The sequence below is a fragment of the Pseudomonas sp. P9_35 genome (assembly GCF_034008205.1).
Classification (GTDB): domain Bacteria; phylum Pseudomonadota; class Gammaproteobacteria; order Pseudomonadales; family Pseudomonadaceae; genus Aquipseudomonas; species Aquipseudomonas kilonensis.
On the sequence record NZ_CP125373.1, the window covers coordinates 5,068,550 to 5,093,385 of the forward strand.

24 protein-coding genes are annotated in these 24,836 nt (G+C 60.8%); 13 read left to right on the forward strand and 11 right to left on the reverse strand.

Annotated features, from left to right (window positions below; genetic code table 11):
* Positions 1–46: 46 nt before the first annotated feature.
* Positions 47–676, reverse strand: coding sequence for an L-threonylcarbamoyladenylate synthase (locus QMK47_RS22395; RefSeq protein ID WP_014339843.1), 630 nt, complete (start codon positions 674–676; stop codon positions 47–49).
* A gap of 13 nt (positions 677–689) precedes the next feature.
* Complete coding sequence (locus QMK47_RS22400) at positions 690–1,553, reverse strand: PHP domain-containing protein (RefSeq protein WP_018605009.1); 864 nt, start codon at positions 1,551–1,553, stop codon at positions 690–692.
* 87 nt (positions 1,554–1,640) lie between these two features.
* Between QMK47_RS22400 and QMK47_RS22405 the strand changes: the two genes are divergently transcribed.
* The 11 genes from QMK47_RS22405 (at position 1,641) to QMK47_RS22455 (ending at position 14,163) form a co-directional block, all read left to right on the forward strand.
* A complete protein-coding gene (locus tag QMK47_RS22405) occupies positions 1,641–2,237 on the forward strand; it encodes a septation protein A (RefSeq protein ID WP_253477401.1) in 597 nt (198 codons plus the stop codon).
* A 1-nt stretch (position 2,238) separates the two neighbouring features.
* Entirely contained in the window at positions 2,239–2,538 is a 300-nt protein-coding gene (locus QMK47_RS22410) for a YciI family protein (protein WP_258689174.1), read from the forward strand.
* Positions 2,539–2,645: 107 nt separating this feature from the next.
* Positions 2,646–3,056: a translation initiation factor 2 gene (locus QMK47_RS22415; RefSeq protein ID WP_214509469.1), complete on the forward strand. Its 411-nt coding sequence runs from the start codon at positions 2,646–2,648 to the stop codon at positions 3,054–3,056.
* Positions 3,057–3,063: 7 nt separating this feature from the next.
* A complete protein-coding gene (locus QMK47_RS22420) occupies positions 3,064–3,741 on the forward strand; it encodes a response regulator transcription factor (RefSeq protein WP_003204879.1) in 678 nt (225 codons plus the stop codon).
* A gap of 329 nt (positions 3,742–4,070) precedes the next feature.
* Entirely contained in the window at positions 4,071–4,508 is a 438-nt protein-coding gene (locus tag QMK47_RS22425) for a Spy/CpxP family protein refolding chaperone (protein WP_214509468.1), read from the forward strand.
* A gap of 65 nt (positions 4,509–4,573) precedes the next feature.
* Complete coding sequence (locus QMK47_RS22430) at positions 4,574–5,914, forward strand: HAMP domain-containing sensor histidine kinase (RefSeq protein WP_320389347.1); 1,341 nt, start codon at positions 4,574–4,576, stop codon at positions 5,912–5,914.
* A 284-nt stretch (positions 5,915–6,198) separates the two neighbouring features.
* Positions 6,199–7,626, forward strand: coding sequence for a di-heme oxidoredictase family protein (locus QMK47_RS22435; RefSeq protein ID WP_320389348.1), 1,428 nt, complete (start codon positions 6,199–6,201; stop codon positions 7,624–7,626).
* A gap of 28 nt (positions 7,627–7,654) precedes the next feature.
* Complete coding sequence (locus QMK47_RS22440; RefSeq protein WP_320389349.1) at positions 7,655–8,719, forward strand: imelysin family protein; 1,065 nt, start codon at positions 7,655–7,657, stop codon at positions 8,717–8,719.
* 2 nt (positions 8,720–8,721) lie between these two features.
* A complete protein-coding gene (locus QMK47_RS22445) occupies positions 8,722–9,819 on the forward strand; it encodes a DUF1513 domain-containing protein (RefSeq protein WP_320389350.1) in 1,098 nt (365 codons plus the stop codon).
* Positions 9,820–9,974: 155 nt separating this feature from the next.
* Entirely contained in the window at positions 9,975–11,123 is a 1,149-nt protein-coding gene (locus QMK47_RS22450) for an efflux RND transporter periplasmic adaptor subunit (RefSeq protein WP_258689177.1), read from the forward strand.
* Between the two features lie 13 nt (positions 11,124–11,136).
* Positions 11,137–14,163 (forward strand): multidrug efflux RND transporter permease subunit, encoded by a 3,027-nt coding sequence (locus tag QMK47_RS22455; protein ID WP_320389351.1) that lies wholly within the window; start codon positions 11,137–11,139, stop codon positions 14,161–14,163.
* 196 nt (positions 14,164–14,359) lie between these two features.
* On the opposite strand, the gene QMK47_RS22460 is transcribed toward QMK47_RS22455, so the two are convergent.
* From QMK47_RS22460 to colR, 5 genes are all read right to left on the reverse strand, one after another.
* Positions 14,360–14,587 (reverse strand): hypothetical protein, encoded by a 228-nt coding sequence (locus QMK47_RS22460; RefSeq protein WP_214509462.1) that lies wholly within the window; start codon positions 14,585–14,587, stop codon positions 14,360–14,362.
* Between the two features lie 2 nt (positions 14,588–14,589).
* Entirely contained in the window at positions 14,590–15,300 is a 711-nt protein-coding gene (locus tag QMK47_RS22465; RefSeq protein WP_214509461.1) for a lipopolysaccharide kinase InaA family protein, read from the reverse strand.
* Positions 15,301–15,304: 4 nt separating this feature from the next.
* Positions 15,305–15,973: a class I SAM-dependent methyltransferase gene (locus QMK47_RS22470; RefSeq protein WP_258689178.1), complete on the reverse strand. Its 669-nt coding sequence runs from the start codon at positions 15,971–15,973 to the stop codon at positions 15,305–15,307.
* Positions 15,974–16,101: 128 nt separating this feature from the next.
* Entirely contained in the window at positions 16,102–17,379 is a 1,278-nt protein-coding gene (locus tag QMK47_RS22475) for a sensor histidine kinase (protein ID WP_214509459.1), read from the reverse strand.
* Entirely contained in the window at positions 17,369–18,052 is a 684-nt protein-coding gene (colR, locus tag QMK47_RS22480) for a two-component system response regulator ColR (RefSeq protein ID WP_320389352.1), read from the reverse strand. Before colR ends, QMK47_RS22475 begins: the two co-directional genes overlap by 11 nt.
* A gap of 208 nt (positions 18,053–18,260) precedes the next feature.
* On the opposite strand from colR, the gene QMK47_RS22485 reads away from it, so the two are divergent.
* Together QMK47_RS22485 and QMK47_RS22490 are read left to right on the forward strand one after the other, a co-directional pair.
* Positions 18,261–20,210 carry an LTA synthase family protein gene (locus QMK47_RS22485; protein ID WP_320389353.1) on the forward strand — a complete coding sequence of 650 codons (1,950 nt, stop codon included), beginning with the start codon at positions 18,261–18,263 and terminating at the stop codon, positions 20,208–20,210.
* 53 nt (positions 20,211–20,263) lie between these two features.
* Positions 20,264–21,007, forward strand: coding sequence for a phosphatase PAP2 family protein (locus QMK47_RS22490; protein ID WP_320389354.1), 744 nt, complete (start codon positions 20,264–20,266; stop codon positions 21,005–21,007).
* A 211-nt stretch (positions 21,008–21,218) separates the two neighbouring features.
* On the opposite strand, the gene groL is transcribed toward QMK47_RS22490, so the two are convergent.
* From groL to QMK47_RS22510, 4 genes are all read right to left on the reverse strand, one after another.
* On the reverse strand, positions 21,219–22,862 hold the full coding sequence (groL, locus tag QMK47_RS22495; RefSeq protein WP_014339862.1) for a chaperonin GroEL: 1,644 nt from the start codon (positions 22,860–22,862) through the stop codon (positions 21,219–21,221).
* Positions 22,863–22,912: 50 nt separating this feature from the next.
* A complete protein-coding gene (locus QMK47_RS22500; RefSeq protein ID WP_003204913.1) occupies positions 22,913–23,206 on the reverse strand; it encodes a co-chaperone GroES in 294 nt (97 codons plus the stop codon).
* Positions 23,207–23,450: 244 nt separating this feature from the next.
* On the reverse strand, positions 23,451–23,927 hold the full coding sequence (locus QMK47_RS22505) for an FxsA family protein (protein ID WP_014339863.1): 477 nt from the start codon (positions 23,925–23,927) through the stop codon (positions 23,451–23,453).
* 66 nt (positions 23,928–23,993) lie between these two features.
* Positions 23,994–24,725: a HugZ family protein gene (locus QMK47_RS22510; protein WP_186650416.1), complete on the reverse strand. Its 732-nt coding sequence runs from the start codon at positions 24,723–24,725 to the stop codon at positions 23,994–23,996.
* Between the last annotated feature and the right edge of the window lie 111 nt (positions 24,726–24,836).

Sequence of the window (24,836 nt, forward strand, 5' to 3'; positions counted from 1 at the left end):
CGGCCTGGCTATCTGCACTGTCCACTGCGGTTTCCACGGCGGACATTCAGGCCTCGACCATGAACGGCGTCGGATCGCCACAACCGACGCGCACCACCTGGGGCTCGCCATCGGCCAGGTTGATCACCGTGGACGCCGACATGCCGCCGAAACCGCCGTCGATGATCAGGTCCACCTGATGCTCGAGGATCTGGCGCATTTCATAGGGATCGGTCAGCGGATCGGTCTCGCCGGGCATAATCAGCGTCACGCTCATCAGCGGCTCACCCAGTTCCGCCAGCAGCGCCAGGGCAATGGGATGGCTCGGCACCCGCAGGCCGATGGTGCGCTTTTTCGGGTGCAGCAACAGCCGCGGGACTTCCCGCGTGGCATTGAGAATAAAGGTATATGGCCCCGGCAAATGCGCCTTGAGCAGGCGGAAGGTGCCGGTGTCGATCTTGGCGAACAGCCCCAACTGCGACAGGTCGCTGCAGATGAGCGCGAAGTTGTGCTTGTCGTCCAGTTGACGCAGGCGTCTTACCCGCTCCACGGCATTCTTGTCGCCGATCTGGCAACCGATGGCGTAGGACGAGTCGGTGGGATAGACCACCACGCCACCGCCACGAATGATTTCCACGGCCTGTTTGATCAGGCGCGCTTGCGGGTTTTCCGGATGAATCTGGAAAAATTGACTCACGTGTTCTACCTGTTCAGACGGCGGCGGTAACGGGATCATGTTTGAATCTACACCAGAGTGGTGGCAGATCTTCCGGCAATGGGCGGTATTCGCCAATCTCGGACCAGCCCCCAGGGCCATGGAAATCACTGCCGGCGGTGACCAGCAGGCCGAACTCACGGGCCAGGATCGCCAGGCTGCCAACCTGCTCGGCAGGCTGATGGCCGTTGACCACCTCAATGGCATGGCCCCCCGCTTGAATATAGTCGGCGACCAGGCGGCGGCGCTTGCTGCGAGTGAAGTCATAGTGCCATGGATGTGCCAGACTGACCCAGGCGCCAGCGGCCCGCAGGGTCCCGACGGTTTCTTCCAGCGTCGGCCAGTGCTGCTTGACGTCCCCCAGCTTGCCGGCCCCCAGCCATTTGCGGAACGCTTCGGCGCGGTCCTTGACGAACCCTTCGCGCACCATCCAGTCGGCAAAGTGTGGTCGGGCCGGTGCGTTGCCACTGTCGCCCAGCGCCTGCTGGATCTGCCGGGCGCCGTCCAGCGCACCGGGCATGCCCTTGAGGGCCAGCTTGCGGCTGATCTCTTCGGAACGCAGCCAGCGCCCGTCGCGCAATTGGGCGATGGCCTGGACCAACGCCGGCGCATTCACATCGAAACCATAGCCCAGCACATGGATCGTCGCCCCACCCCAGGTACAGGACAGCTCGACCCCATTGACCAGCTGCATGCCCAGTGCCGTGGCGGCACTGCGGGCCTCGTCGAGGCCTTCGAGGGTGTCGTGATCGGTCAGGGCCAGGACTCGCACGCCGTGCTCGAACGCCCGCGCCACCAGAACCGCAGGCGCCAGGGCGCCATCGGAGGCCGTGCTATGGCAGTGCAAATCAACATTCACGAGAGTTTGTTACCTCAAATCAGCTGGCCCTATCGCGGCCAAGGATGTTTGTTATTATGCCGCCACATCCTGCTTCTGGCTGCCACTGTGAAACAATTCATCGACTTCATCCCGCTCCTGCTGTTTTTCATCGTCTACAAACTTGATCCCCGGGCCGTCGACTTCGCCGGTCATTCCTTGACTGTAGGCGGTATTTACAGCGCCACCGCAGTGCTGATCATCAGCTCCCTGGTGGTCTACGGCGCACTGTTCGTGTCCCAGCGCAAGCTGGAGAAGAGCCAGTGGCTGACCCTGGTCGCCTGCCTCGTGTTCGGCAGCCTGACCCTGGCGTTCCACAGCGAAACCTTCCTCAAGTGGAAGGCCCCGGTGGTCAACTGGCTGTTTGCCCTGGCCTTCATCGGCAGCCACTTCATCGGTGACCGCTTGCTGATCAAGCGCATCATGGGCCATGCCATCAACCTGCCGGAACTGATCTGGACCCGGTTGAACATCGCCTGGATCGCGTTCTTCCTGTTCTGCGGCGCCGCCAACCTGTTCGTTGCGTTCACGTTCCAGGAGTACTGGGTCGACTTCAAGGTCTTCGGTAGCCTGGGCATGACGCTGTTGTTCCTGATTGGCCAGGGTATCTACCTGTCCCGTCACCTGCATGATGCCGACCCCACCACGCCAAAAACCGAGGACTGACATGCTCTACGCAATCATTGCTACCGACGTCGCCAACTCCCTGGAAAAACGCCAGGCCGCTCGTCCCGCGCACCTGGAGCGCCTGCAAAAACTCCAGAACGAAGGCCGCGTAGTGCTGGCCGGCCCGCATCCGGCGGTGGACAGCAATGATCCGGGCGCCGCAGGTTTCAGTGGCAGCCTGATGGTGGTCGAATTCGACTCCCTGTCCGCTGCGCAGCAATGGGCCGAGGCCGACCCGTTCGTTGCGGCCGGCGTCTATGCCAATGTCGTGGTCAAGCCATTCAAGCAATCCATGCCGTAAATGCCCCTGGCGCGATGAGCCTTCGCGGCTCATTGCGTTCAATTGCTCATTGTTCTCGTTTGCCTGCCGACAACCTGTCTAATCTCGATTGGAATTCAGGAGTTGCAATGCGCAAAGGTCCGTTGTGCCTGTTATTGGTCACGTTGGCGATCGGGGCACCCGCCCATGGCGAGGAGAGCACCGAGGGCAGTCATTCGACGCCTTTGTCCCTGAGTGCTGGCAGCCAGATCGCCGAACTGCAGCAACGCTTGAAAGACAGCGAACGCCAGCGCGAAGAACTGAGCAAGCAATTGCAAAGCGCCGACAGCGAACGCGAGAGCGCATTGCTGGGCCGGTTGCGCCAGGAGAACCAACGCCTGAAGCTGCAACTCAAGGAAGCCCAGGCCAGCCCCCTGCCACGCCTGTTGACCGATCAACAGCAATGGTTTGTCATCGGTGCCGGGGTAGCGCTATTGGCCCTGCTCTGCGGTATCTTTGCCAGCGGTGGACGTAGACAACGTCGGCAATGGCTAAATTGAGTGAGTCATGAGCGAGCTGTTACTGATAGACGATGACCAGGAGCTGTGCGAGCTCCTTGTCAGCTGGTTGAGCCAGGAAGGTTTTCAGGTCCGGGCCTGTCACGATGGCCAAAGTGCCCGCAAGGCCCTGGCCGAAACCGCCCCGGCAGCCGTGGTACTGGACGTGATGCTGCCCGACGGCAGTGGCCTGGAACTGCTCAAGCAATTGCGCAGCGATCATCCGGAGTTGCCGGTGCTGATGTTGTCGGCCCGGGGTGAACCCCTGGACCGGATCCTCGGCCTGGAACTGGGCGCCGATGACTACCTGGCCAAGCCCTGCGACCCACGCGAACTGACCGCCCGCCTGCGCGCCGTGCTGCGCCGCAGCCACCCGACAGCCGTGTCCAGCCAGATCGAACTGGGTGACCTGACTTTCAGCCCGGTACGTGGCGTGGTCAGCATCGATGAACAGGAACAGACCCTCACCGTTTCCGAAAGCCGCCTGCTCGAAGCGTTGCTCAAGCAGCCGGGCGAGCCGCTGGACAAGCAGGAACTGGCGCAGATCGCCCTGGGCCGCAAGCTGACCCTGTACGACCGCAGCCTCGATATGCACGTGAGCAACCTGCGCAAGAAAATCGGCCCCCACCCCGACGGCCGCCCGCGCATCGTGGCGCTGCGTAGCCGTGGTTACTACTACAGCCTCTAGAGGCTTTGGCTGCTATTCCTGCCCAAGAGGCTTTTTGTGGCGAGGGAGCTTGCTCCCGCTCGGTTGCGCAGCAACCGCAGAATCTTGGGGCTACTTCGTAGCCCAGCGGGAGCAAGCTCCCTCGCCACAGCAAGCTCCCTCGCCACAAAAGCGCCCTCACCACAGCAAGTACCCCCATCACAGGGCTTTGTGTTCGGCCCTGCAGATTTGTCAGGTCCGCACCAAACCGTCTTTACCCAAGCTTTACTCACCCCTGACCGCCGCTGACCTTGATCTCCGTAATCTGCACTCATCCGGAACTGACCGGGAATGAGACAAGGAGACACACCATGCGCAAGACCCTTATCGCTCTGATGTTCGCTGCCGCCCTGCCGACCGTCGCCATGGCCATGCCCGAAGGCGCCGGCCCGATGGGACCAATGGACGGCCCACGCCACGGCGGCCAGATGCACGACAAAGGTCCGTACAGCCAACTGGACCTGAGCCACGAACAGCGCCAGCAGATTCGCCGGATCATGGGCGAACAGCGCCACGAACAACGCGAACTGGTAGACAAGTACCTGGCCAAGCTGTCGCCAGCCGACCAGAAAGCCATGCAGGACGAAATGCAAGCCCGGCATCAGAAGATCGATGCCCAGATCCGCGGGCTGTTGAAGCCTGAGCAGCAGAAAGAGTTCGACGCGATCCAGAAGAAACAGGCCGAGCGTCGCGCCGAGTGGGCTGAGTTCAAGGCCTGGAAAGCGCAACAGCCGCAAAAAGCGCAATAATGCACTGAAGCCCCCTAGCCCAACGGCAATTGCCGTTGGGCTTTCTTTGTTTTCGAGGATCTACCGTGCGTTCATTGTTCTGGCGCATCCTGGCCAGTTTCTGGCTGGCCATCGCTCTGGTTGCAGGACTTTCGCTCCTGATGGGCCACATGCTCAATCAGGACGCCTGGATCCTCAGCCGCCATCCGGGTCTCAACACCCTGCCCGAAGAGTGGACACAAACCTACGAAAGCCAGGGTGAGGACGCCGCGCAGGACATCCTGCAACAGCGCAAGCGTCAGTATCACATCGACGTCCAAGTGTTCAATGAAAGCGGCGACCCGGTGGTGCGCGGCACCTTCCCCCATCGCGCCGAGGCCTTCGAGGCTCGGCAGAACAGCAACGAGCGACGCCTGCCCTGGCGGCGACTGACCGACGAATTCACCAGTGCCAAAACCGGTGACACGTATCTGTTCATCTACCGCATCCCCCATCCCGAACTGGACGCCTGGCACCGCGACAGCCTGCTCTGGCCCCTCAGTGCGCTGGGGATCGCGCTGGTGGTGCTGACCTTGTTCAGCCTGTTGGTGACGCTTTCCATCACTCGCCCGCTGAGTCGCCTGCGTGGTGCGGTGCATGACCTGGGCCAGGCCGCCTATCAGCAGAACAGCCTCGCCAAGCTGGCCAACCGGCGGGATGAGTTCGGCGTACTGGCCACTGACTTCAACCGCATGGGCGCGCGCCTGCAAAGCTTGATCACCAGCCAGCGACAACTGCTGCGCGACGTGTCCCACGAACTGCGCTCGCCCCTGGCCCGGCTGCGCATTGCCTTGGCCTTGGCTGAACGGGCCAGCCCCGAGGAACGTGAAAGACTCTGGCCACGCCTGACCCGCGAATGCGATCGCCTGGAAGCGCTGATCAGTGAAATCCTGGTGTTGGCCCGGGTCGATGCCGACAACGCCAGCGCCGAAGAGGTGGAACTCAACGGCTTGCTGGTCACCCTGCAAAAAGATGCGCAACTGGCCTCACCGGAACAAACCGTGCAGCTCGAAACCGAGGCGGACCTGACCCTCAAGGGCTGGCCGACCATGATCGAGCGAGCGCTGGACAACCTGCTGCGCAACGCCCAACGCTTCAATCCAGCCGGGCAATCGATCGAGATGCGCGCGGCGCGCCAGGGCGAACGGATCCTGATCAGCGTGCGCGACCACGGGCCAGGCGTGGAGGCCGAACACCTGGGACAATTGGGCGAGCCGTTCTACCGCGCCCCCGGCCAGACCGCCGCCGGTCATGGCCTGGGCCTGGCCATCGCACGCCGCGCCGCCGAACGCCATGGCGGCACGCTGGTACTGGGCAATCATCCCGACGGCGGGTTCATCGCAACGCTGGAGTTGCCGTTGGTGCCGGGGGCTGTCGTCCAGCCCTGAGCGCCTTAGGTGAACCTGTGGCGAGGGAGCTTGCTCCCGCTCGGCTCTGTAGGAGCTGTCGAGTGCAACGAGGCTGCGATCTTTCCCCTGACTGTTGAGTCTCAAGCGAAAGATCAAAAGATCGCAGCCTTCGGCAGCTCCTACAGAGCCCAGCGGGAACAAGCTCCCTCGCCACAGTGAAGCAAGCGCGATCTCATTAAACCAAACGATAATTCCTCTTATTCAAACTGCCCCGCCCTGTTAGACTTTGCGCCCTCGTTTTCACTCATCTCCCAGGACGCCCGATGCCGTCGTTGCCTCTTCGTTTATGTGCGCTGTTCATGGCCCTGGGCCTGAGCGCCTGCGATGATGCCCCGCGTTTTACCCAGGCCGAACCGGGTGAAGCCCGTTCCGGTGGCGCCGCGACGGTACGCAAGACAGACCAGAACGCCTTTTCCCTGCCCTCGGCCAACCTGCCGCCCTCACGGCGCGTGGATTTCAGCGTCGGCAACAGTTTCTTCCGCAGCCCCTGGGTGATCGCACCCTCGACCACCACCGCTCGCGATGGCCTCGGGCCCTTGTTCAACACCAACGCCTGCCAGAACTGCCACATCAAGGACGGCCGCGGCCACCCACCCGCGCCGGACGCGACCACCGCAGTATCGATGCTGGTACGCCTGTCGATCCCCGACGCGCCGCCTTACGCCAAGGTCATCGAACAATTGGGAGTCGTGCCGGAACCGGTTTACGGCGGGCAGTTGCAGGACATGTCCGTGCCTGGCGTCGCCCCTGAAGGCAAGGTGCGGGTCGATTACACGCCGGTCCCGGTGCGTTTCAAGGACGGCACCGTGGTGGAACTGCGCAAGCCCGACCTGCAGATCACCCAACTGGCCTACGGGCCGATGCACCCGGACACGCGCTTTTCCGCCCGCGTCGCCCCGCCGATGATCGGCCTGGGGCTGCTCGAGGCGATCCCCGACGAAGCCATCCTGGCAAACGCCGAAGCCCAGGCCCGGGAGAAAAACGGCATCGCCGGGCGTCCCAACCAGGTCTGGGACGATGCCCAGCAAAAAACCGTCCTGGGGAGGTTCGGCTGGAAGGCCGGACAGCCCAACCTCAACCAGCAGAACGTCCACGCTTTCTCCGGCGACATGGGCCTGACGACAAGCCTGCGGCCCTTCGACGACTGCACCCAGACCCAGGTCGACTGCAAGCATGCGCCCAGCGGCAACGGCCCCGATGGCGAACCGGAAGTCAGCGACAACATCCTGCGACTGGTGCTGTTCTATAGCCGCAACCTCGCCGTACCGGCCCGGCGCGAGGTGAATTCACCCCAGGTGCTGGCGGGCAAGAATCTGTTCTTCCAGGCCGGTTGCCAGTCCTGCCACACACCGAAATACACCACCGCCGCCAACGCTGCCGAACCGGAGTTGGCGAACCAGGTCATCCGCCCTTACACCGACCTGCTGTTGCACGACATGGGCGAAGGCCTGGCGGACAACCGCAGCGAATTCAAGGCCAGCGGCCGTGACTGGCGAACCCCGCCTCTGTGGGGCATCGGCCTGACCGAAACCGTCAACGGCCACACCCAGTTCCTGCATGACGGCCGGGCCCGCAATCTGCTCGAAGCCGTGCTGTGGCATGGCGGCGAAGCACAAGCGGCGCAGCGCCAGGTTTTAGCGTTCAATGCCGAGCAGCGCACTGCGTTGCTGGCCTTCCTGAATTCCCTTTAAACGCCTTTTCCAGAAGTGGGAGCACGACATGTTCCGTCCCAAGCTGTTGTTCACCAGCCTCGCCGCCATCGCCCTCGGTGCCTGCTCGCCCCAGGATCCACAAGCCGTCACCTCGGCCGCCATCGCCAAGCAAGTGATCCTGCCGACCTACAGCCGCTGGGTCGATGCCGACCGGCAACTGGCGAGCAGCGCCCTGGCGTTCTGCCAAGGCAAGGAAAACCTGGAAACCGCCCGCGCCGATTTCCTCAAGGCGCAAAAAGCCTGGGCCGAGTTGCAACCGCTGCTGATCGGTCCGCTGGCCGAAGGCAACCGCGCCTGGCAGGTGCAGTTCTGGCCGGACAAGAAAAACCTGGTGGGCCGTCAGGTCGAGCAATTGGTCAACAGCGAGCCACAGATCGACGCCGCTGGCCTGGCCAAGTCCAGCGTCGTGGTCCAAGGCCTCTCGGCCTATGAATACCTGCTGTTCGACGCCAAGATCGACATGGCCGACAGTACGCAAAAAGCCAAGTATTGCCCGCTGCTCACCGCCATTGGTGAACGCCAGAAACAACTGGCCGAAGAGATCCTGTCGCGCTGGAACACCAACGACGGCATGCTCGCCCAGATGAGCAAATTCCCCAACCAGCGCTACGCCGACTCCCACGAGGCCATCGCTGACCTGCTGCGTGTCCAGGTCACCGCCCTGGACACGCTGAAGAAAAAGCTCGGCACACCGATGGGCCGCCAGAGCAAAGGCGTGCCTCAGCCGTTCCAGGCCGATGCCTGGCGCAGCCAGTCGTCGCTGCAAGGCCTGGAGGCCAGCCTGAGCGCGGCCAGGACCGTCTGGGCAGGCGTGGACAACAAGGGCCTGCGCGGCCTGTTGCCAAGCGACCAGAAGCCACTGGCCGACAAGATCGATGCCGCCTACGATGCCTCCTTGAAGCTGTTCGCCAGCAGCCAGCGTTCGCTGACCGAAATGCTCAACGACGATGCCGGGCGCCAGCAACTCAACGATTTGTATGACAGCCTCAACGTCGTCCATCGCCTGCACGAAGGCGAACTGGCCAAGGCGCTGGGCATTCAACTGGGCTTCAATGCCAACGACGGTGACTGATCATGTTTCGACGTCAGGTTCTGGCACTGGGCAGCTTGCTGCTCGGCGCCGTCACCCTGGGCGGCTGGACGCTGTTCAAGCAAAAGGACAAGCACCCACTCTTGCTTTCGGCACGGGACGACGGCGACGGCAAGCACTACGCCGTCGGCTATCGACTGGACGGCACCCGGGTGTTCGCCACCCAGGTCGGCCAGCGCTGCCATGACATCATCAATCATCCGACACAGCCGATTGCGCTGTTCGTCGCCCGCCGTCCAGGTACCGAAAGCTACCTGATCGACCTGCGCGACGGGACGCTGCTGCAAACCATCACTTCGTTGCCGAACCGGCATTTCTACGGCCATGCGGTGATCCACAAAAGCGGCGAATGGCTGTATGCCACCGAGAACGACACCACCGACCCGGGGCGCGGCCTGTTGGGCGTGTACCGTTTCGAAGGCGAGCGGCTGGTGCACAGCGGCGAGATCTCCACCCATGGCATCGGTCCGCACCAGGTCTCATGGATGCCTGATGGCGAAACCCTGGTGGTGGCCAATGGCGGCATTCGCACCGAGGCCGAAAGCCGGGTCGAAATGAACCTCGACGCCATGGAGCCGAGCCTGGTGCTGATGCAACGCGATGGCACCCTGCTGAGCAAGGAAACCCTCGCCCAGTCGATGAATAGCGTGCGCCACCTGGGCATCGCCAGCGACGGCACCATCGTCTCCGGCCAGCAGTTCATGGGCGCTGCCCACGAGTCGTCGCAACTGCTGGCGATCAAGCGGCCGGGCCAGCCGTTCCAGGCGTTCCCAGTGCCTGAAGAGCAATTGCAGGCCATGGGGCACTACACTGCCAGCGTCGCCGTGCACAGCGACCTGCGCCTGGTGGCCCTGACCGCTCCTCGTGGCAACCGCTTCTTCATCTGGGACCTGGACAGTGGCGAAGTACGCCTGGATGCGCCGCTGCCGGACTGTGCCGGCGTGGGCGCGGTGGCCGACGGGTTTGTCGTGACGTCGGGCCAAGGGCGTTGCCGCTATTACGATTGCCGGCAGACACAACTGGTTGCAAAACCATTGGATCTGCCGGCAGGCCTCTGGGACAACCATTTGCATCTGGCCTGAGCCAGGGAGCGAAGCACCTCGGTGCCGAGCTCCCTGATTTTTCGGAAGAATCCCACGCATCACCGGCCCGCCAACATCTGGAATAGCCCGCACACTCAGAGTAATGTGCCCGCCTATCTGTATTTTCTCTCAGCTCTTTTCCAAGGAAGTGGAACATGCTGCGACGCCGCATGCTGATCATGTTGGGTGTTGTCCTGCTGGTGGTGCTGCTGCTCGCCGGCTACAAGGCCTTCTCCGTCTACCAGCAGATCCAGATGTTTTCTGCACCCAAACCACCGGTCAGCGTGGCCGTGGCCACGGCCGCCCAGCAACCCTGGCAAGCTCGCCTGCCCACCGTTGGCAGCCTCAAGGCGCTGCAAGGCGTGGACCTGAGCCTGGAAATCGCCGGGACCGTGCAGAAGGTGCAATTCCAGTCCGGGCAGAAGGTCAAGGCCGGCCAACCGCTGCTGCAACTGGACAGTGAAGTCGAAAGCGCCCTGCTGGAAACCGCCGAGGCCGACCTTGGCCTGGCGCAACTGGATTTCGGTCGCGGCCGACAACTGGTGGGCAGCCAGGCGATCTCCAAGGGCGAATTCGACCGGCTCTCGGCGCAACTGAAGAAGAACCAGGCCACGGTCAACCAGCTCAAGGCTTCGCTGGCCAAAAAACAGATTCTGACGCCATTCAGCGGCACCATCGGTATTCGCCAGGTGGACGTTGGCGACTACCTGGCCAGCGGCACGGTGATCGCCACCCTGCAGGACCTCAGCAGCCTTTACGTGGACTTCTACGTCCCCGAGCAAACCGTGCCCAGGCTCGCCGTTGCCCAGTCGGTCAACGTCAGTGTCTCGGCCTATCCCGGGCAAAACTTCGTCGCCACCATCAGCGCGATCAACCCCAAGGTCGAGGACAGCACCCGAAACGTGCTGGTGCGCGCCACCCTGGCCAACCCCGACGGCAAGCTGCTGCCCGGCATGTTCGCCAACCTGCAGGTGATCCTGCCGGACGTGGCCGCCGGAATCGTCGTGCCGGAAAGCGCCGTGACCTACACCCTCTACGGCAACTCCATGTACGTGGTGACCCAGAAGAAAACCGCCGACGGCAATGTCGAGAAAGACGACAAGGGCCAGCCGGTCCTGATCGCTGAACGGCGTTTCGTGGAAACCGGCGAACGACGCGACGGGCAGGTGCTGGTTACCAAAGGCGTGCAGAGCGGCGAGCAAGTCGTGATTGCCGGCCAGCTCAAGCTCGATAACGGTACGCCGATCGCCATCAGCGACGACAAGACCCTGACCGAACAGAACAGCCCGCCGCGCGCGGACTGATCAAGGAACCCCCATGGCTTTTACCGATCCGTTCATCCGCCGTCCGGTGCTCGCCACCGTGGTCAGCCTGTTGATCGTGCTACTGGGCTTCCAGGCCTGGAGCAAGTTGCCCCTGCGTCAGTATCCACAAATGGAGAACGCCCTGATCACGGTGACCACCGCCTACCCCGGGGCCAATGCCGAGACTATCCAGGGCTACATCACCCAGCCGATGCAGCAGAGCCTGGCCAGTGCCGAGGGCATCGACTACATGACCTCGGTCAGCCGCCAGAATTTCTCGGTGATTTCGGTCTATGCCCGCATCGGCTCCAACAGCGACCGGCTCTTTACCGAACTGCTGGCCAAGGCCAACGAGGTCAAGAACCAACTGCCCCAGGATGCCGAGGACCCAGTGCTCAGCCGCGAGGCCGCCGATGCCTCGGCACTGATGTACATCAGCTTCTTCAGCAAGGAACTGAACAACCCACAGATTACCGACTACCTGTCACGGGTGATCCAGCCCAAACTGGCGACCCTGCCAGGCATGGCCGAGGCGGAAATCCTCGGCAACCAGGTCTTCGCCATGCGCCTGTGGCTGGACCCGGTCAAACTCGCCGGCTTCGGCCTGACTGCCGCCGACGTGACCAATGCCGTGCGCCAGCACAACTTCCTCTCCGCTGCTGGTGAAGTGAAGGGCGAGTATGTGGTCACCAGCATCAACGCCAACACCGAACTCAAGTCCGCCGAGGCCTTCGGCGCAATCCCGCTCAAGACCGACGGCGACAGCCGCGTGTTGCTACGGGACGTGGCCCGCGTGGAAATGGGGGCCGAGAACTACGACTCCATCAGTTCCTTTGGTGGCACGCCCTCGGTGTACATCGGGATCAAGGCCACGCCGGGTGCGAACCCGCTGGATGTGATCAAGGAAGTACGCAAGATCATGCCGGACATGGAGGCCCAGCTCCCGGCCAACCTCAAGGCCGAGATCGCCTACGACGCCACCCTGTTCATCCAGGCTTCCATCGACGAAGTGGTGAAAACCCTGTTCGAGGCGGTGCTGATCGTCATCGTCGTGGTGTTCCTGTTCCTCGGCGCCCTGCGTTCGGTGGTCATCCCGGTGGTGACCATCCCGCTGTCGATGATCGGCGTGATGTTCTTCATGCAGTTGATGGGCTACTCGATGAACCTCCTGACCCTGCTGGCCATGGTGCTCGCCATCGGTCTGGTGGTGGACGACGCCATCGTGGTGGTGGAGAACATTCACCGGCACATCGAGGAAGGCAAGACCCCATTCGACGCCGCGATAGAAGGTGCCCGGGAAATCGCCATGCCGGTGGTCTCGATGACCATCACCCTGGCGGCGGTGTACGCGCCGATCGGCCTGCTCCAGGGCCTGACGGGCGCTTTGTTCAAGGAGTTCGCATTGACCCTGGCCGGGGCGGTGGTGATCTCCGGGATCGTCGCCCTGACCTTGTCACCGATGATGTGCGCCATGCTCCTGCGCCACGATGAGAACCCCTCGGGGCTGGCCCATCGGCTGGACATGGTTTTCGAACGTTTGAAGAGCCGTTACCAGCGCATGCTTCACGGCACGCTCAACACCCGGCCGGTGGTACTGGTGTTCGCCGTGATCGTCCTGCTGCTGATCCCGGTGCTGATCATGTTCACCAAGTCCGAACTGGCCCCCGACGAGGACCAGGGCATCATCTTCATGATGGCCAACGCCCCGCAACCCACCAACCTCGACTACCTGAACACCTACACCGATCACTTCATTACCATCTTCAAGGAGTTCCCGGAGTACTACTCCTCGTTCCAGATCAACGGCTATAACGGCGTACAGTCGGGCATCGGCGGCTTCCTGCTCAAGCCCTGGAACGAACGCAGCCGCACCCAGATGGAAATCCTGCCAGAGGTCCAGGCCAAGCTGGAAAACGTGCCTGGCTTGCAGATCTTCGGTTTCAACCTGCCCTCGCTGCCGGGCACCGGCGAAGGCTTGCCATTTGCCTTCGTCATCAACTCGCCGAAGGATTATGCGACGCTGCTGGAGATTGCCGACCGGGTCAAAAAGCGCGCATTGGAATCCGGCAAGTTCGCCTTCATGGACATTGACCTGGCGTTCGACAAACCCGAAGTCGTGGTGGATATCGATCGCGCCAAGGCCGCCCAGATGGGCGTCTCGATGCAGGACCTGGGCGGTACCCTGGCGACACTGCTGGGTGAAGCCGAGATCAACCGCTTCACTCTCGAGGGGCGCAGCTACAAGGTCATTGCCCAGGTCGAACGCCCCTTCCGGGACAACCCGGACTGGTTGAACAACTACTACGTGAAAAATGCCAAGGGTGAATCACTCCCGCTGTCGACCCTGATCAAGGTCAGCGACCGGGCGCGACCGCGACAACTGAACCAGTTCCAGCAGCTCAATGCGGTGACCATTTCGGGCTTTCCCATCGTGAGCATGGGCGAGGCGATCGAGACCGTCCGCCAGATCGCCCGGGAGGAAGCCCCGGTGGGGTTCGCCTTCGATTACGCCGGGGCGTCGCGCCAATTCGTACAGGAAGGCAGCGCGTTGTGGGCGACCTTTGCCCTGGCACTGGCAATCATCTTCCTGGTGTTGGCCGCGCAGTTCGAAAGTTTCCGGGACCCGCTGGTGATCCTGGTGACCGTGCCGCTGTCGATTTGCGGCGCCTTGATTCCGTTGTTCCTCGGCTGGTCAAGCATGAACATCTATACCCAGGTGGGGCTGGTGACGTTGATTGGCCTGATCAGCAAGCACGGGATCCTGATTGTCGAATTCGCCAACCAACTGCGCAGGGAACAGAACCTGACACCGCGCGAAGCCGTGGAACAAGCCGCGTCGATTCGTCTACGGCCAGTGCTGATGACCACCGCGGCAATGGTGTTCGGCATGGTGCCGCTCATCTTCGCCACAGGCGCCGGGGCGGTGAGCCGCTTCGACATCGGCACGGTGATCGCCACCGGGATGTCGATTGGCACCTTGTTCACGCTGTTCGTGTTGCCTTGCGTCTACACGCTGCTGGCCAAGCCGGACAAGGCCTGAAGTGAACACCTGTGGCGAGGGATACTGTGGGAGCAAGGCTTGCCCGCGATGAAGGTGATGCGGTCTTCCAGGAATCGGGGCGACTGTTTCGCGAGCAAGCTTTGCTCCCACAAAATCCCCTCGCCACAATGGTTTTTCTGCAGTCAAAAAATAAAGGCCTCGCACAAGCGAGGCCTTTATTTTGGCTTCATGTCTCTCAACTTTGCGGCCTCATCCCCTGGGACAGGCTGAACATGAACAGCAGCAGGTCATTATCCGGTCGGATCGTCTCGCTGACCTTTGCCACACGCGGCAAAGGACAATGCGCACCCGCATTGGAGGCACTGAGGATCTGCGAGCGTGGCTGCTCCCACACAGCCACCGCCATCGATGCAACTGCCAGGGCTCCGACTAAAAACAAACCTCTAGCAATTTCTAGTTTCATCGCTATAAACCTTTGATAGCGCTGCCAAACGCCGCCTCGTAAAAGTAGACCAGTTTTTTCCAGTCAGCCTCGCTGAACGACGAGTGGCGCCGCAACTGCTTCAGGTCATGGGATGCCGCACGTTGGGCGGTCAGACGCTGGCGACACTTTTCAAAATCGAGCAAAGCCACTTCGGCCTTGGCCGCCTCGCCCTCCCCGGTCACGCGCACAAAGACGTGCTTGATGTAGATACAGCCATGTTGCCAACGGCCCTTGTGCATGCGGGCCAGGTTTTCAGCCAGTGCCAGGAGGATTTGATCATGCACGGCTTCGCCATGGCGCTCGCGGCCACCGCCGGCATACCAGTGCTCGATCTCTTCAAAACCTTCCAGCGCCTGGGTTACCAGCAGCGCACGCCATTTGTGAACCGGGTCCCGTTGGGCGCCACAGAAAATGAGCTGGGGCACGCGAACACCCAGTCGGGTCAACGCCAGGAGTGCGTCTTGCTCGCGCAGCACGGTCGGTCTACCGAACGGGTGCAACCAGCTGCGATAAATATGTCCGGTCTGACGCTTGGCATAAAGCAGCTTGCCGTCCTTGCTCTTGATCCGCTGTACGCCGCTTTCACCGCCGCGACGCACATTAGGTTCTTCCACCCACTCACCCTGCTGACTCCAGAAATGTTCGAAGTCGTCGAGAAGAATCGTCGATGGTTCTGCTGCCTGTACACCCATGCCTTTACCTCTTGCGTAATACATAAACTCGCCACATGGCATAGAGCGGTAGAAAATCCAGTCGTTCCTGAATGCGAAACCCTGCCTGCCGAAACTCCTCCTCTACTGTAGCAACCGGTAACACAAATCGATTCTGGTAGTCTTTTTGCCCACGAGTGCGTTCCTGGCGCTTGCGTTTCCAGGCCTTGAAATTGCCATCGACCCATAACGAAACGAGCACGCTGTCGCGGCTGACACGGTGGAATTCCCTAAGAATCGCCAGTCGGTGCGCGGGTTCACCGATGTGATGCAACAGGCGCATGCAAAAAATGCTGTCGACGGCGTTATCAGGCAAGGCAATGTCGAACGCAGAAGTGTGCAAGGGTTGTACCCGTTTCACCACATCGGCCGGTTGAGCCTCCATTGCGGTCTTGAGCATGGCCTCGGAATTGTCCGCGCCGATGATGACCCGGTTCGGTTTTTCGGCCAACAAAGACCAGAATCGCCCGGCACCGCATGGCAAATCCAATACCAGGCCTGGATCACCCACCAGTGCCAATGCGCGGCGGGCCAGTTGCTGGTCTCGTAGGTTGGAAAGACGGCGACTCAAGCTGCCTCGATGCTTATGAAAATACTTCTTGGCGTGCTGCTCGTCGTATTTCTCGGAAAAATCGAGTTTGATCGGGTCGGGCATTGATGGGGGCCTCCATGTCTGAATAGCCCCCACCTTATGAATTGGTATGTCAGGGTCAGGTCATCACTCTGTGAAAAATTCGTCATGTAAATGACCAAATTTTTACAAGATTTTTCCAAGCTAAACGATCATACCTTCGGATTCAACTCCACCTCGAAATGGCAACCGTTGGGTTCCATCGTGCTGAGACTCACCGTCCAGCCCTGGTTCTCGCAAATCCGTTGCACCAGTGACAGTCCCAACCCCAACCCCTCGCCACGCTTTTCGTTGCCGCGCACGAATGGCTCGAACATCGCCTCGCGCTTCTCCTCCGGGATGCCCACGCCGCTGTCCTCGACCACGAAGCCGGTCGCAGACAACGAGAGACGGATGAACCCCTGGTCGGTGTAGTGCAAGGCATTTCGCAGCAGGTTGCCCATGACGGCGGTCAGGAACGTGGCGTTATACAGGGTGTCCAGGGTTTGCCCCGGTTCGAAGATCAGCGTCAGGCCTTTGGATTCGATGGAGCCGCGCCATACTCCGAGGAGATTTTCAGCCACCTGTGCAAGGTTCCGCCGAGGCGACATGCCGTTGTCTTCGCGCTGGGCCCTGGCGAGCATCAGGAAGGTCTGCACCAGTTCGCGCATCTCTTCACTGGCCCTGTTGATGCGCTCGACCTGGGTGCGACCACGCTGGTCCAATGCCGGATTTTCCAACAGCAATTCACAGGAGGTCGCCAAGACCATCAACGGTGTGCGCAATTCGTGGCTCACGTCGCTGGTGAACAATCGTTCACGGGTCAGGGCCTGGCGCAAGCGCCCCAGTGTTGCGTCGAACGCCACGGCCAGTTCACCCACTTCATCGGCGGCATAATCCGGAGCCAGCGGCGGAGCCAGGCCCAGGAGCTGGTCGCGGTGGCGCACTTGCCGGGCCAGGCGAACCACCGGCGCCATTACCCGGCGTGCCAGGACCCAGCCCAAAAATACCGCCAGTGCCAGGCTGAGCACAAAGCCCACCAGCACCACAGCGAACAGCACCCGTTCGCGCTCTTCGAAGTCGCTCTGGTCCTGCAGCAACACGTAGTGCCGGCCGTCAACGATCTCGACCATGGCGTGATAGGACAGCTGCTCGCGGAACACCTCGTGGAAACCGCGCTCCAGATGGCGCAAATCCTTGGGCAACTCGAAGTCCCCCGGGCCGCCGCTGAAATAAAACAACTGGTCGGGCTCTGGGCGATGGCTCCAGTCGGAAACACTGTCCATCAGCAACAGGCGTTGCAGGTCCCCGCCCAGTCCGGCGGAAATCAATTTCTCTTCAACCAGATGGACCGTCGCGATGATGCCCAGGGCAAAAGCACCCGCCACCAACGCGCTCATCAGTGCAAACGCGATGATGATCCGTTGGGCAAGGCTTTGCTTAAACTCCATCACGGCCCTCGGTCAAGCGGTAACCAACGCCGTGCACTGTATGCAGCAGCTGTTTTTCGAACGGTTTGTCGATGACCTGGCGCAGTTGGTGGACATGGCTGCGCAGGCTGTCGCTGTCCGGGCAATCATCGCCCCACAACGCTTCTTCGAGGATTTCGCGGCGCAGCACGTGAGGGCTTTTCTGCATCAGTACCGCCAGCAGCTTGAGGCCCACAGGGTTGAGCTTGAGCAGCTTGCCTTCACGCGTAACTTCCAGGGTGTCGAGGTCGTAGCTCAGGTCGCCGACCTGCAAGGCACGGCGACCACCACCCTGGGACCGACGCATGACGGCTTCGATCCGCGCCGCCAGCTCCGACAAGGCAAAGGGCTTGACCAGGTAATCGTCAGCCCCGGACTTGAAACCCTGCAAGCGATCATCCAACTGGTCTCGCGCGGTGAGCATGATCACCGGCGTATCGATCCGGGCGTCTTCGCGCAGGCGTTTGCACAAGGTGTAGCCGTCGATGCCCGGCAGCATGATGTCGAGCACGATCAGGTCGTAGTGCTCGGTCGCGGCCAGGTGCAACCCCGACAAACCGTCCTGGGCACAATCGACGGTGTAGCCCTTGAGCCCCAGGTAGTCGGCCAGGTTGGCCAGGATATCGCGGTTGTCTTCGACCAATAGAATTCGCATGGGCACCTCTGTGTACACAGTTAACGGCCATCTTGGCCCGCGCAGCTTACGGCCAATGCCGATTCAGGGCTAGGGCTGGAGGCGGCGGAAAATTGACACCTGCCGTACGTCAGTTTTTAATGGTTTTTTCACTATCGATTCACAACCTGACTACAGTGAGGGAGCAAGACTCTCGCGCTATCGGATTGATATATAAGGAAAGTAGTAAATGGACTTTATCAAAGCGGCGCCCATGCGCTTTCTGCTGCTGGTCACCAGCGTCTGGCTGGCAGTGTTTATCCTGACCCGAACCGTTCTGCTGCTCACCCACTTGGATGAGGCCGGAGGCATCGCGTTTTCCGTGTTTGGCACCGGCCTGCTGTATGACCTGGGGTTCCTCGCCTATGCCATCCTGCCGATGGGGCTGTATCTGCTGCTTTGCCCTCCAGCCCTATGGCACCGTCGCGGTCACCGCTGGTTTCTTCGCGGGCTGCTGACGGTCAGCGTGTTCGTCATGCTGTTCACCTCGGTCGCCGAATGGCTGTTCTGGGACGAGTTCGGCGTACGTTTCAATTTCATCGCTGTCGACTACCTGGTCTATTCCGATGAAGTGCTGAACAACGTGCTGGAATCGTATCCAATCGGCACTCTGTTGACGACTCTTGCGGTACTGGCCGTGGGCTTGAGCCTGGCGTTGGGTAAACCGTTCAATGCCGCGTTGGCCGCCCCATTGCCGCCCTTGCGCGGACGCCTGCTCAATGCATTAGGCCTGTTGGCTGTCGCGGGCCTGAGCCTGCAATTGCTCAGCCAGGATGCACCACGTGCCCAGGGCGGCAATGCCTACCAGAACGAACTGGCAAGCAACGGCCCATATCAGTTTTTCGCGGCGTTTCGTAATAACGAACTGGACTACGGACAGTTCTACAGCAGCTTGCCCCCAGCGACCGTCGCCCAGCAGATACGTGCTGAACTGAGCGAGCCCAATGCACGCTTCGTCGGTGAGGACCCACAAGATATCCGCCGAATGATCGACAGCCCCGGCACCGCCCGTAAACCGAACATCGTGCTGGTGACCATCGAAAGCCTCAGCGCCAAATACCTGGGCAGCAACGGTGATCAACGCAACTTGACGCCCAATCTGGACGCCTTGCGCAAACAGAGCCTGTATTTCAATAACTTCTACGCCACAGGCACTCGCACCGATCGAGGCCTGGAAGCCATCACCCTGGCTATTCCGCCTACCCCGGGACGCTCGATCGTCAAGCGCATTGGCCGGGAAAGCGGCTTCGCCAGCCTTGGCCAGCAGTTGAACGCGGTCGGCTACGACAGCGTGTTTGTCTATGGCGGGCGCGGTTACTTCGATAACATGAACGCGTTTTTCAGCGGCAATGGCTATCGGGTCGTCGATCAAACCAGCGTCGATGAATCCGAGATCCACTTCAAGAATGCCTGGGGCATGGCCGATGAGGACCTGTACAAACAGACGTTGAAATTGGCCGATGCCAATCATGCCCAGCAACAGCCATTTTTATTGCAGTTGATGACCACCTCCAACCATCGCCCTTATACCTACCCGGATAACCGGATCGACATCAAGTCCGGCAATGGCCGTGATGGCGCGGTAAAGTACACCGACTATGCCATCGGTCAGTTCCTGGAGCAGGCGCGGCAAAAACCGTGGTTCGATAACACGATCTTCGTCTTCGTCGCCGACCACACCGCCGGCAGCGCTGGCAAGGAAGACCTGCCGATCAGCAATTATCAGATCCCGTTGTTCATCTACGCGCCGAAGCTGATCGAACCGCGAGAAGACGGCCAACTCGCCAGTCAGATTGACCTCGCACCCACCTTGCTCGGCTTGCTGAACATGGATTACGAGTCGACGTTCTTTGGTCGCGACCTGTTGCAGGACAACCCGTTGCCACCCCGCGTCGTCGTAGGCAATTACCAGCACCTGGGCCTGTTCGACGGCAAGGACCTGGCAATCCTCAGTCCACGCCAGGGCCTGCGACGGCATGACGATGCGCTGACCGAAAGTCGCGAATCCCGGGCGGACAGCGCAGACCCGCTGATCAGCCGCGCCATCACGTATTACCAAACCGCCAGTTATGGCTTCAAACAACAGCTGCTTGGCTGGAAAGCACCCAAGGAGGGTGCCGAGCAAGTCAGCGAACGTTAATCGAACTGCCCCAGGCTGATGCCCTGGGGCGTTTTCTTTGTTCAGGACCTGTCATGTCATCAAGCGTTCTACGCCCTGTCCCTCGCCCGCTGAATTTCTGGTTGTGCCTCGGAGCTCCAATCTTGATAGCGCTCCTTCTGGTACCGCTGGAGTGGACCGACCTGGATATGCAGCTGGCCAAACTGTTTTATGACCCTACCGCCGGCAACTTCATCGGGCGTCATAGTTACTTTCTGGAAAACATCCTTCATGACCGAGCGAAACAGGTGGTTATCGCCTTTTCGGTGTTTGCCATCCTCGGGTTCATCGGTACGTTTTTCATCGCCCGCCTCAAACCATTCAAACGCGAACTGGGCTGCCTGGTGTTGTCCCTGGCACTGGCGACGTCCTTCGTCACGCCGATGAAAGCGGTGACGGCGGTGCAATGCCCCTGGAGCCTGAAGGAGTTCGGTGGCAAGGAAACCTACAGTGAGCTGCTAAGCCCGCGCCCGGCCACGGACAAACCCGGTCGATGCTGGCCCGGCGGTCACGCCGCTACCGGGTTCACGTTGTTTGCGCTGTTCTTCGTCCTGCGCGACCGCCGCCCACGCCTGGCCCGCCAGGCTCTGATATTCGCCTTCACGTTGGGAACGGTGTTCTCCCTGGGGCGAATGATGCAAGGGGCGCACTTCTTTTCCCACAATGTGTGGACAGCGGTGTTCTGTTGGCTGATCTGCCTGGGGTGTTACTACTACATCCTGTACCGACCGGCCGTCATGACTGATCGCGTAGCGCTGAGCCAGCCCGCCAACGCCTGAAAGCGTCTCGGACAAACCCTGTGGGAGCAAAGCTTGCTCGCGATCGCAATGGCAGCTTCAGCATCCTGGCAAGCTGACCCACCGCAATCGCGAGCAAGCTTTGCTCCCACAGAGGCAGCTGGGTCCAGCTCGATGCTGGGCAAACCCAAGGCAATAAAAAACCCCGCTTGCTTTCGCAGGCGGGGTTTTTCGCTACAGGGGTAAGGCTGGCTTACATCATGCCGCCCATGCCACCCATGCCGCCCATGTCTGGCATGCCGCCGCCAGCTGGAGCGTCTTCCTTGATTTCAGCGATCATCGCCTCGGTGGTGATCATCAGGCTGGCAATCGACGAAGCCGCTTGCAGAGCCGAACGAGTCACTTTGGCTGGGTCCAGGATACCCATTTCGATCATGTCACCGTATTCGCCGGTAGCAGCGTTGTAACCGTAGTTACCCGAACCCTGCTTGACCTTGTCGACCACAACGCTTGGCTCGTCGCCGGAGTTGGCAACGATCTGGCGCAGCGGCGCTTCTACAGCGCGACGCAGCAACTGGATGCCCACGTTCTGGTCATCGTTGTCGCCTTTGAGTTCGCTGATGGCTTGCAGGGCACGAACCAGTGCCACGCCGCCGCCAGGTACCACGCCTTCTTCAACGGCTGCGCGGGTAGCGTGCAGGGCGTCTTCAACGCGGGCTTTCTTCTCTTTCATTTCAACTTCGGAACCAGCGCCAACCTTGATCACTGCAACGCCGCCGGACAGCTTGGCCAGACGCTCTTGCAGTTTTTCACGGTCGTAGTCGGACGAAGTGTCGGCCACTTGCTGACGGATCTGCAGAACGCGAGCCTGGATGTCAGTCTCAACGCCGGCACCGTCGATCACGGTGGTGTTTTCCTTGGACAGGATCACGCGCTTGGCGTTACCCAGGTGCTCCAGGGTGGTGCTTTCCAGGCTCAGGCCGATCTCTTCGGAGATAACGGTACCGCCGGTCAGTACGGCGATGTCCTGCAGCATGGCCTTGCGACGGTCGCCGAAGCCTGGAGCCTTGACGGCTGCGACTTTAACGATACCGCGCATGTTGTTCACGACCAGGGTCGCCAGGGCTTCGCCTTCAACGTCTTCAGCCACGATCAGCAGTGGGCGGCCGGCTTTGGCAACGGCTTCCAGCACTGGCAGCATTTCGCGGATGTTGGAGATCTTCTTGTCGACCAGCAGGATCAGCGGACCGTCCAGCTCGGCAGTCATGGTCTCTGGCTTGTTGACGAAGTACGGGGACAGGTAGCCACGGTCGAACTGCATGCCTTCTACAACCGACAGTTCGTTTTCCAGGCCCGAGCCTTCTTCAACGGTGATCACGCCTTCTTTACCGACTTTTTCCATGGCTTCGGCAATGATGTCGCCGATGGAGTTGTCGGAGTTGGCGGAGATGGTGCCTACCTGAGCGATTGCCTTGGTGTCAGCGCATGGCTTGGACAGGGCCTTGAGCTCTTTGACAATGGCGATGGTCGCCTTGTCGATGCCGCGCTTGAGGTCCATCGGGTTCATGCCGGCAGCGACGGCTTTGAGGCCTTCGTTGACGATCGATTGAGCCAGGACGGTAGCGGTGGTGGTGCCGTCGCCGGCGTCATCGTTGGCACGGGAGGCAACGTCTTTGACCAGTTGCGCGCCCATGTTTTCGAAGCGGTCTTTCAGCTCGATTTCTTTGGCTACGGAAACGCCGTCCTTGGTGATGGTCGGAGCGCCGAAGCTCTTCTCGATGATCACGTTACGGCCTTTCGGGCCCAGGGTCGCTTTTACTGCGTCAGCCAGGACGTTGACACCGGCGAGCATTTTCTTGCGGGCGGAATCGCCGAATTTAACTTCTTTAGCAGCCATGATCGATATTCCTTAAATACTTTGTAGTAACGGGAAAATGGGCGGGGGAATCAGCCTTCGAGAACAGCGAGGATTTCGTTCTCGCTCATTACCAGCAGGTCTTCGCCGTCGACTTTCACTGTGTTGCTGCCGGAGTAAGGGCCGAACACAACCTTGTCACCCACTTTCACGGCCAGCGCACGTACTTCACCGTTTTCCAGTGCCTTGCCTGGGCCTACAGCGAGAACTTCACCGTGGTTGGCTTTTTCAGCAGCCGAACCTGGCAGGACGATACCGCCAGCGGTTTTCTTCTCTTCTTCGCTGCGACGGATGACGACGCGGTCATGCAGAGGACGAAGCTTCATTGTCGATCTCTCCTAATTTTTGGTTTTCATCGGCCGGTGTAGTCCCGGCGGGTTTAACAAAGCCGGCGGAGCCGGGTGCGGTTCGTCAGTCGAACCGCGGAAGTCTGTCCGGTGTCACCACCGGAAACCTTGCGGTGACCGTTACATAAGGGCGCACAAGTGGATTACAAGGGCGGGGACAGAAAATTTTTTACTCCGTGCCACCAAAACGAACACGGCGCCCGAAGGCGCCGTGCTGATGGTTTTACTTGGAATCGCGGTGTTCGAATTCGCCTTCGATCACGTTGGGCTCGCGGCCCACAGGCTCGCGCGGCGCCGGCCCGCCACGGGGTTGGAGGTCATCGGCGAAGGCGCGTTGACGCATCGCCTGCTCTTCGGCGCGCTGGCGCATTTTATTGGCCAGCAGCCTCCGGGTGAACGGCAACAGCATGACCAGGCCCAGCACGTCGCTGATAAAGCCTGGCAGGATCAACAGGCCGCCACCCAGGGCCAGCATCAGGCCTTCGAGCATGGTCTGGGCGGGCAGCTCGCCGCGGTTCAGGCTTTCACGGGCCCGCAATGCCGTGGCAAGGCCGGCGATACGCAGCACGAACACGCCGAGCATCGAGCCGAGAATGACCAGCAGCAGGGCCGGGAAAAACCCGATCGCACCGCTGACCTTGACGAATACGAACAGCTCCAACACCGGGAACAGCAGAAAGAGCAACAAAAAAGGGCGCATCAAATGGTTCCTCAACGCAAGAATGCCTTGCTATGAAACCCTAAATGACGTCGCCCTTTCGTGAATTCAAGCGTCGACTTCCGCATTTTTTGGCCATTGCTCGGCGTGAGCCAGATAAACCAAGGCTTCGCGCACTTGTGTCGGGGTGTTGCAAGGCGTCGGAAACGCCAGCCAGTGCAGGCCCTGGCCAATGCGCAAGTGCATGCCCTCGCTATCTATGCCCGCCAGTTGTGCCGGTTCGCTTTTCGGCAGGCCGGTCAATTCCACGTAATGGGCGATGGCCTTGGCGTGATCGGCATTCATGTGCTCGACCATGCTGGCTTCGGCTTTGCCGGCGAAGGGATTGGCCAGGGTGAGCTGGTCGATCCAGTGGATAGCGCCAAAGCCGCCGATGTAGCGATGGCGCACCGGCTCGAGCACCCAGAAATCGAAATCATGGGCCTTGTGGTAGTTCTGCGAGTCAGGGAAATAGCGGTAGTAACGCTCAGCGGCGGCCTCGATGGCGCCACTGTCTTCGAGTTTGCGGGCCTCGGCCAGGTAGGTCAGGCGCCCCACGGCCTGCACATCCTCGGCGCCCCGCTCGCCCACCAGCATCGAACACTTGGGGTCTTTCTGCAGATTGTGAGTGTGCTGGGCGATACGGCTGATCAAGATCAGTGGCCGGCCTTGTTCGTCCAGGCAATAGGGCACCACGGAGCCGAACGGAAAGCCGGGCATGGATTTGGAATGAGTGGCGAGCACTCCACGGTATTCCTTGAGCAGCAGTTCCCGGGCATGCTTGGCAGCTTCAACGCTCAACTTATGACTCCTTTAATGAAATCCGTCTAGAAAACGGTCAGGCGACTGGAGTAATGTTCCGGTACACCGATAGGACAGTTCTCGTGTGCAACCGGGCTACACCGTCGCCAA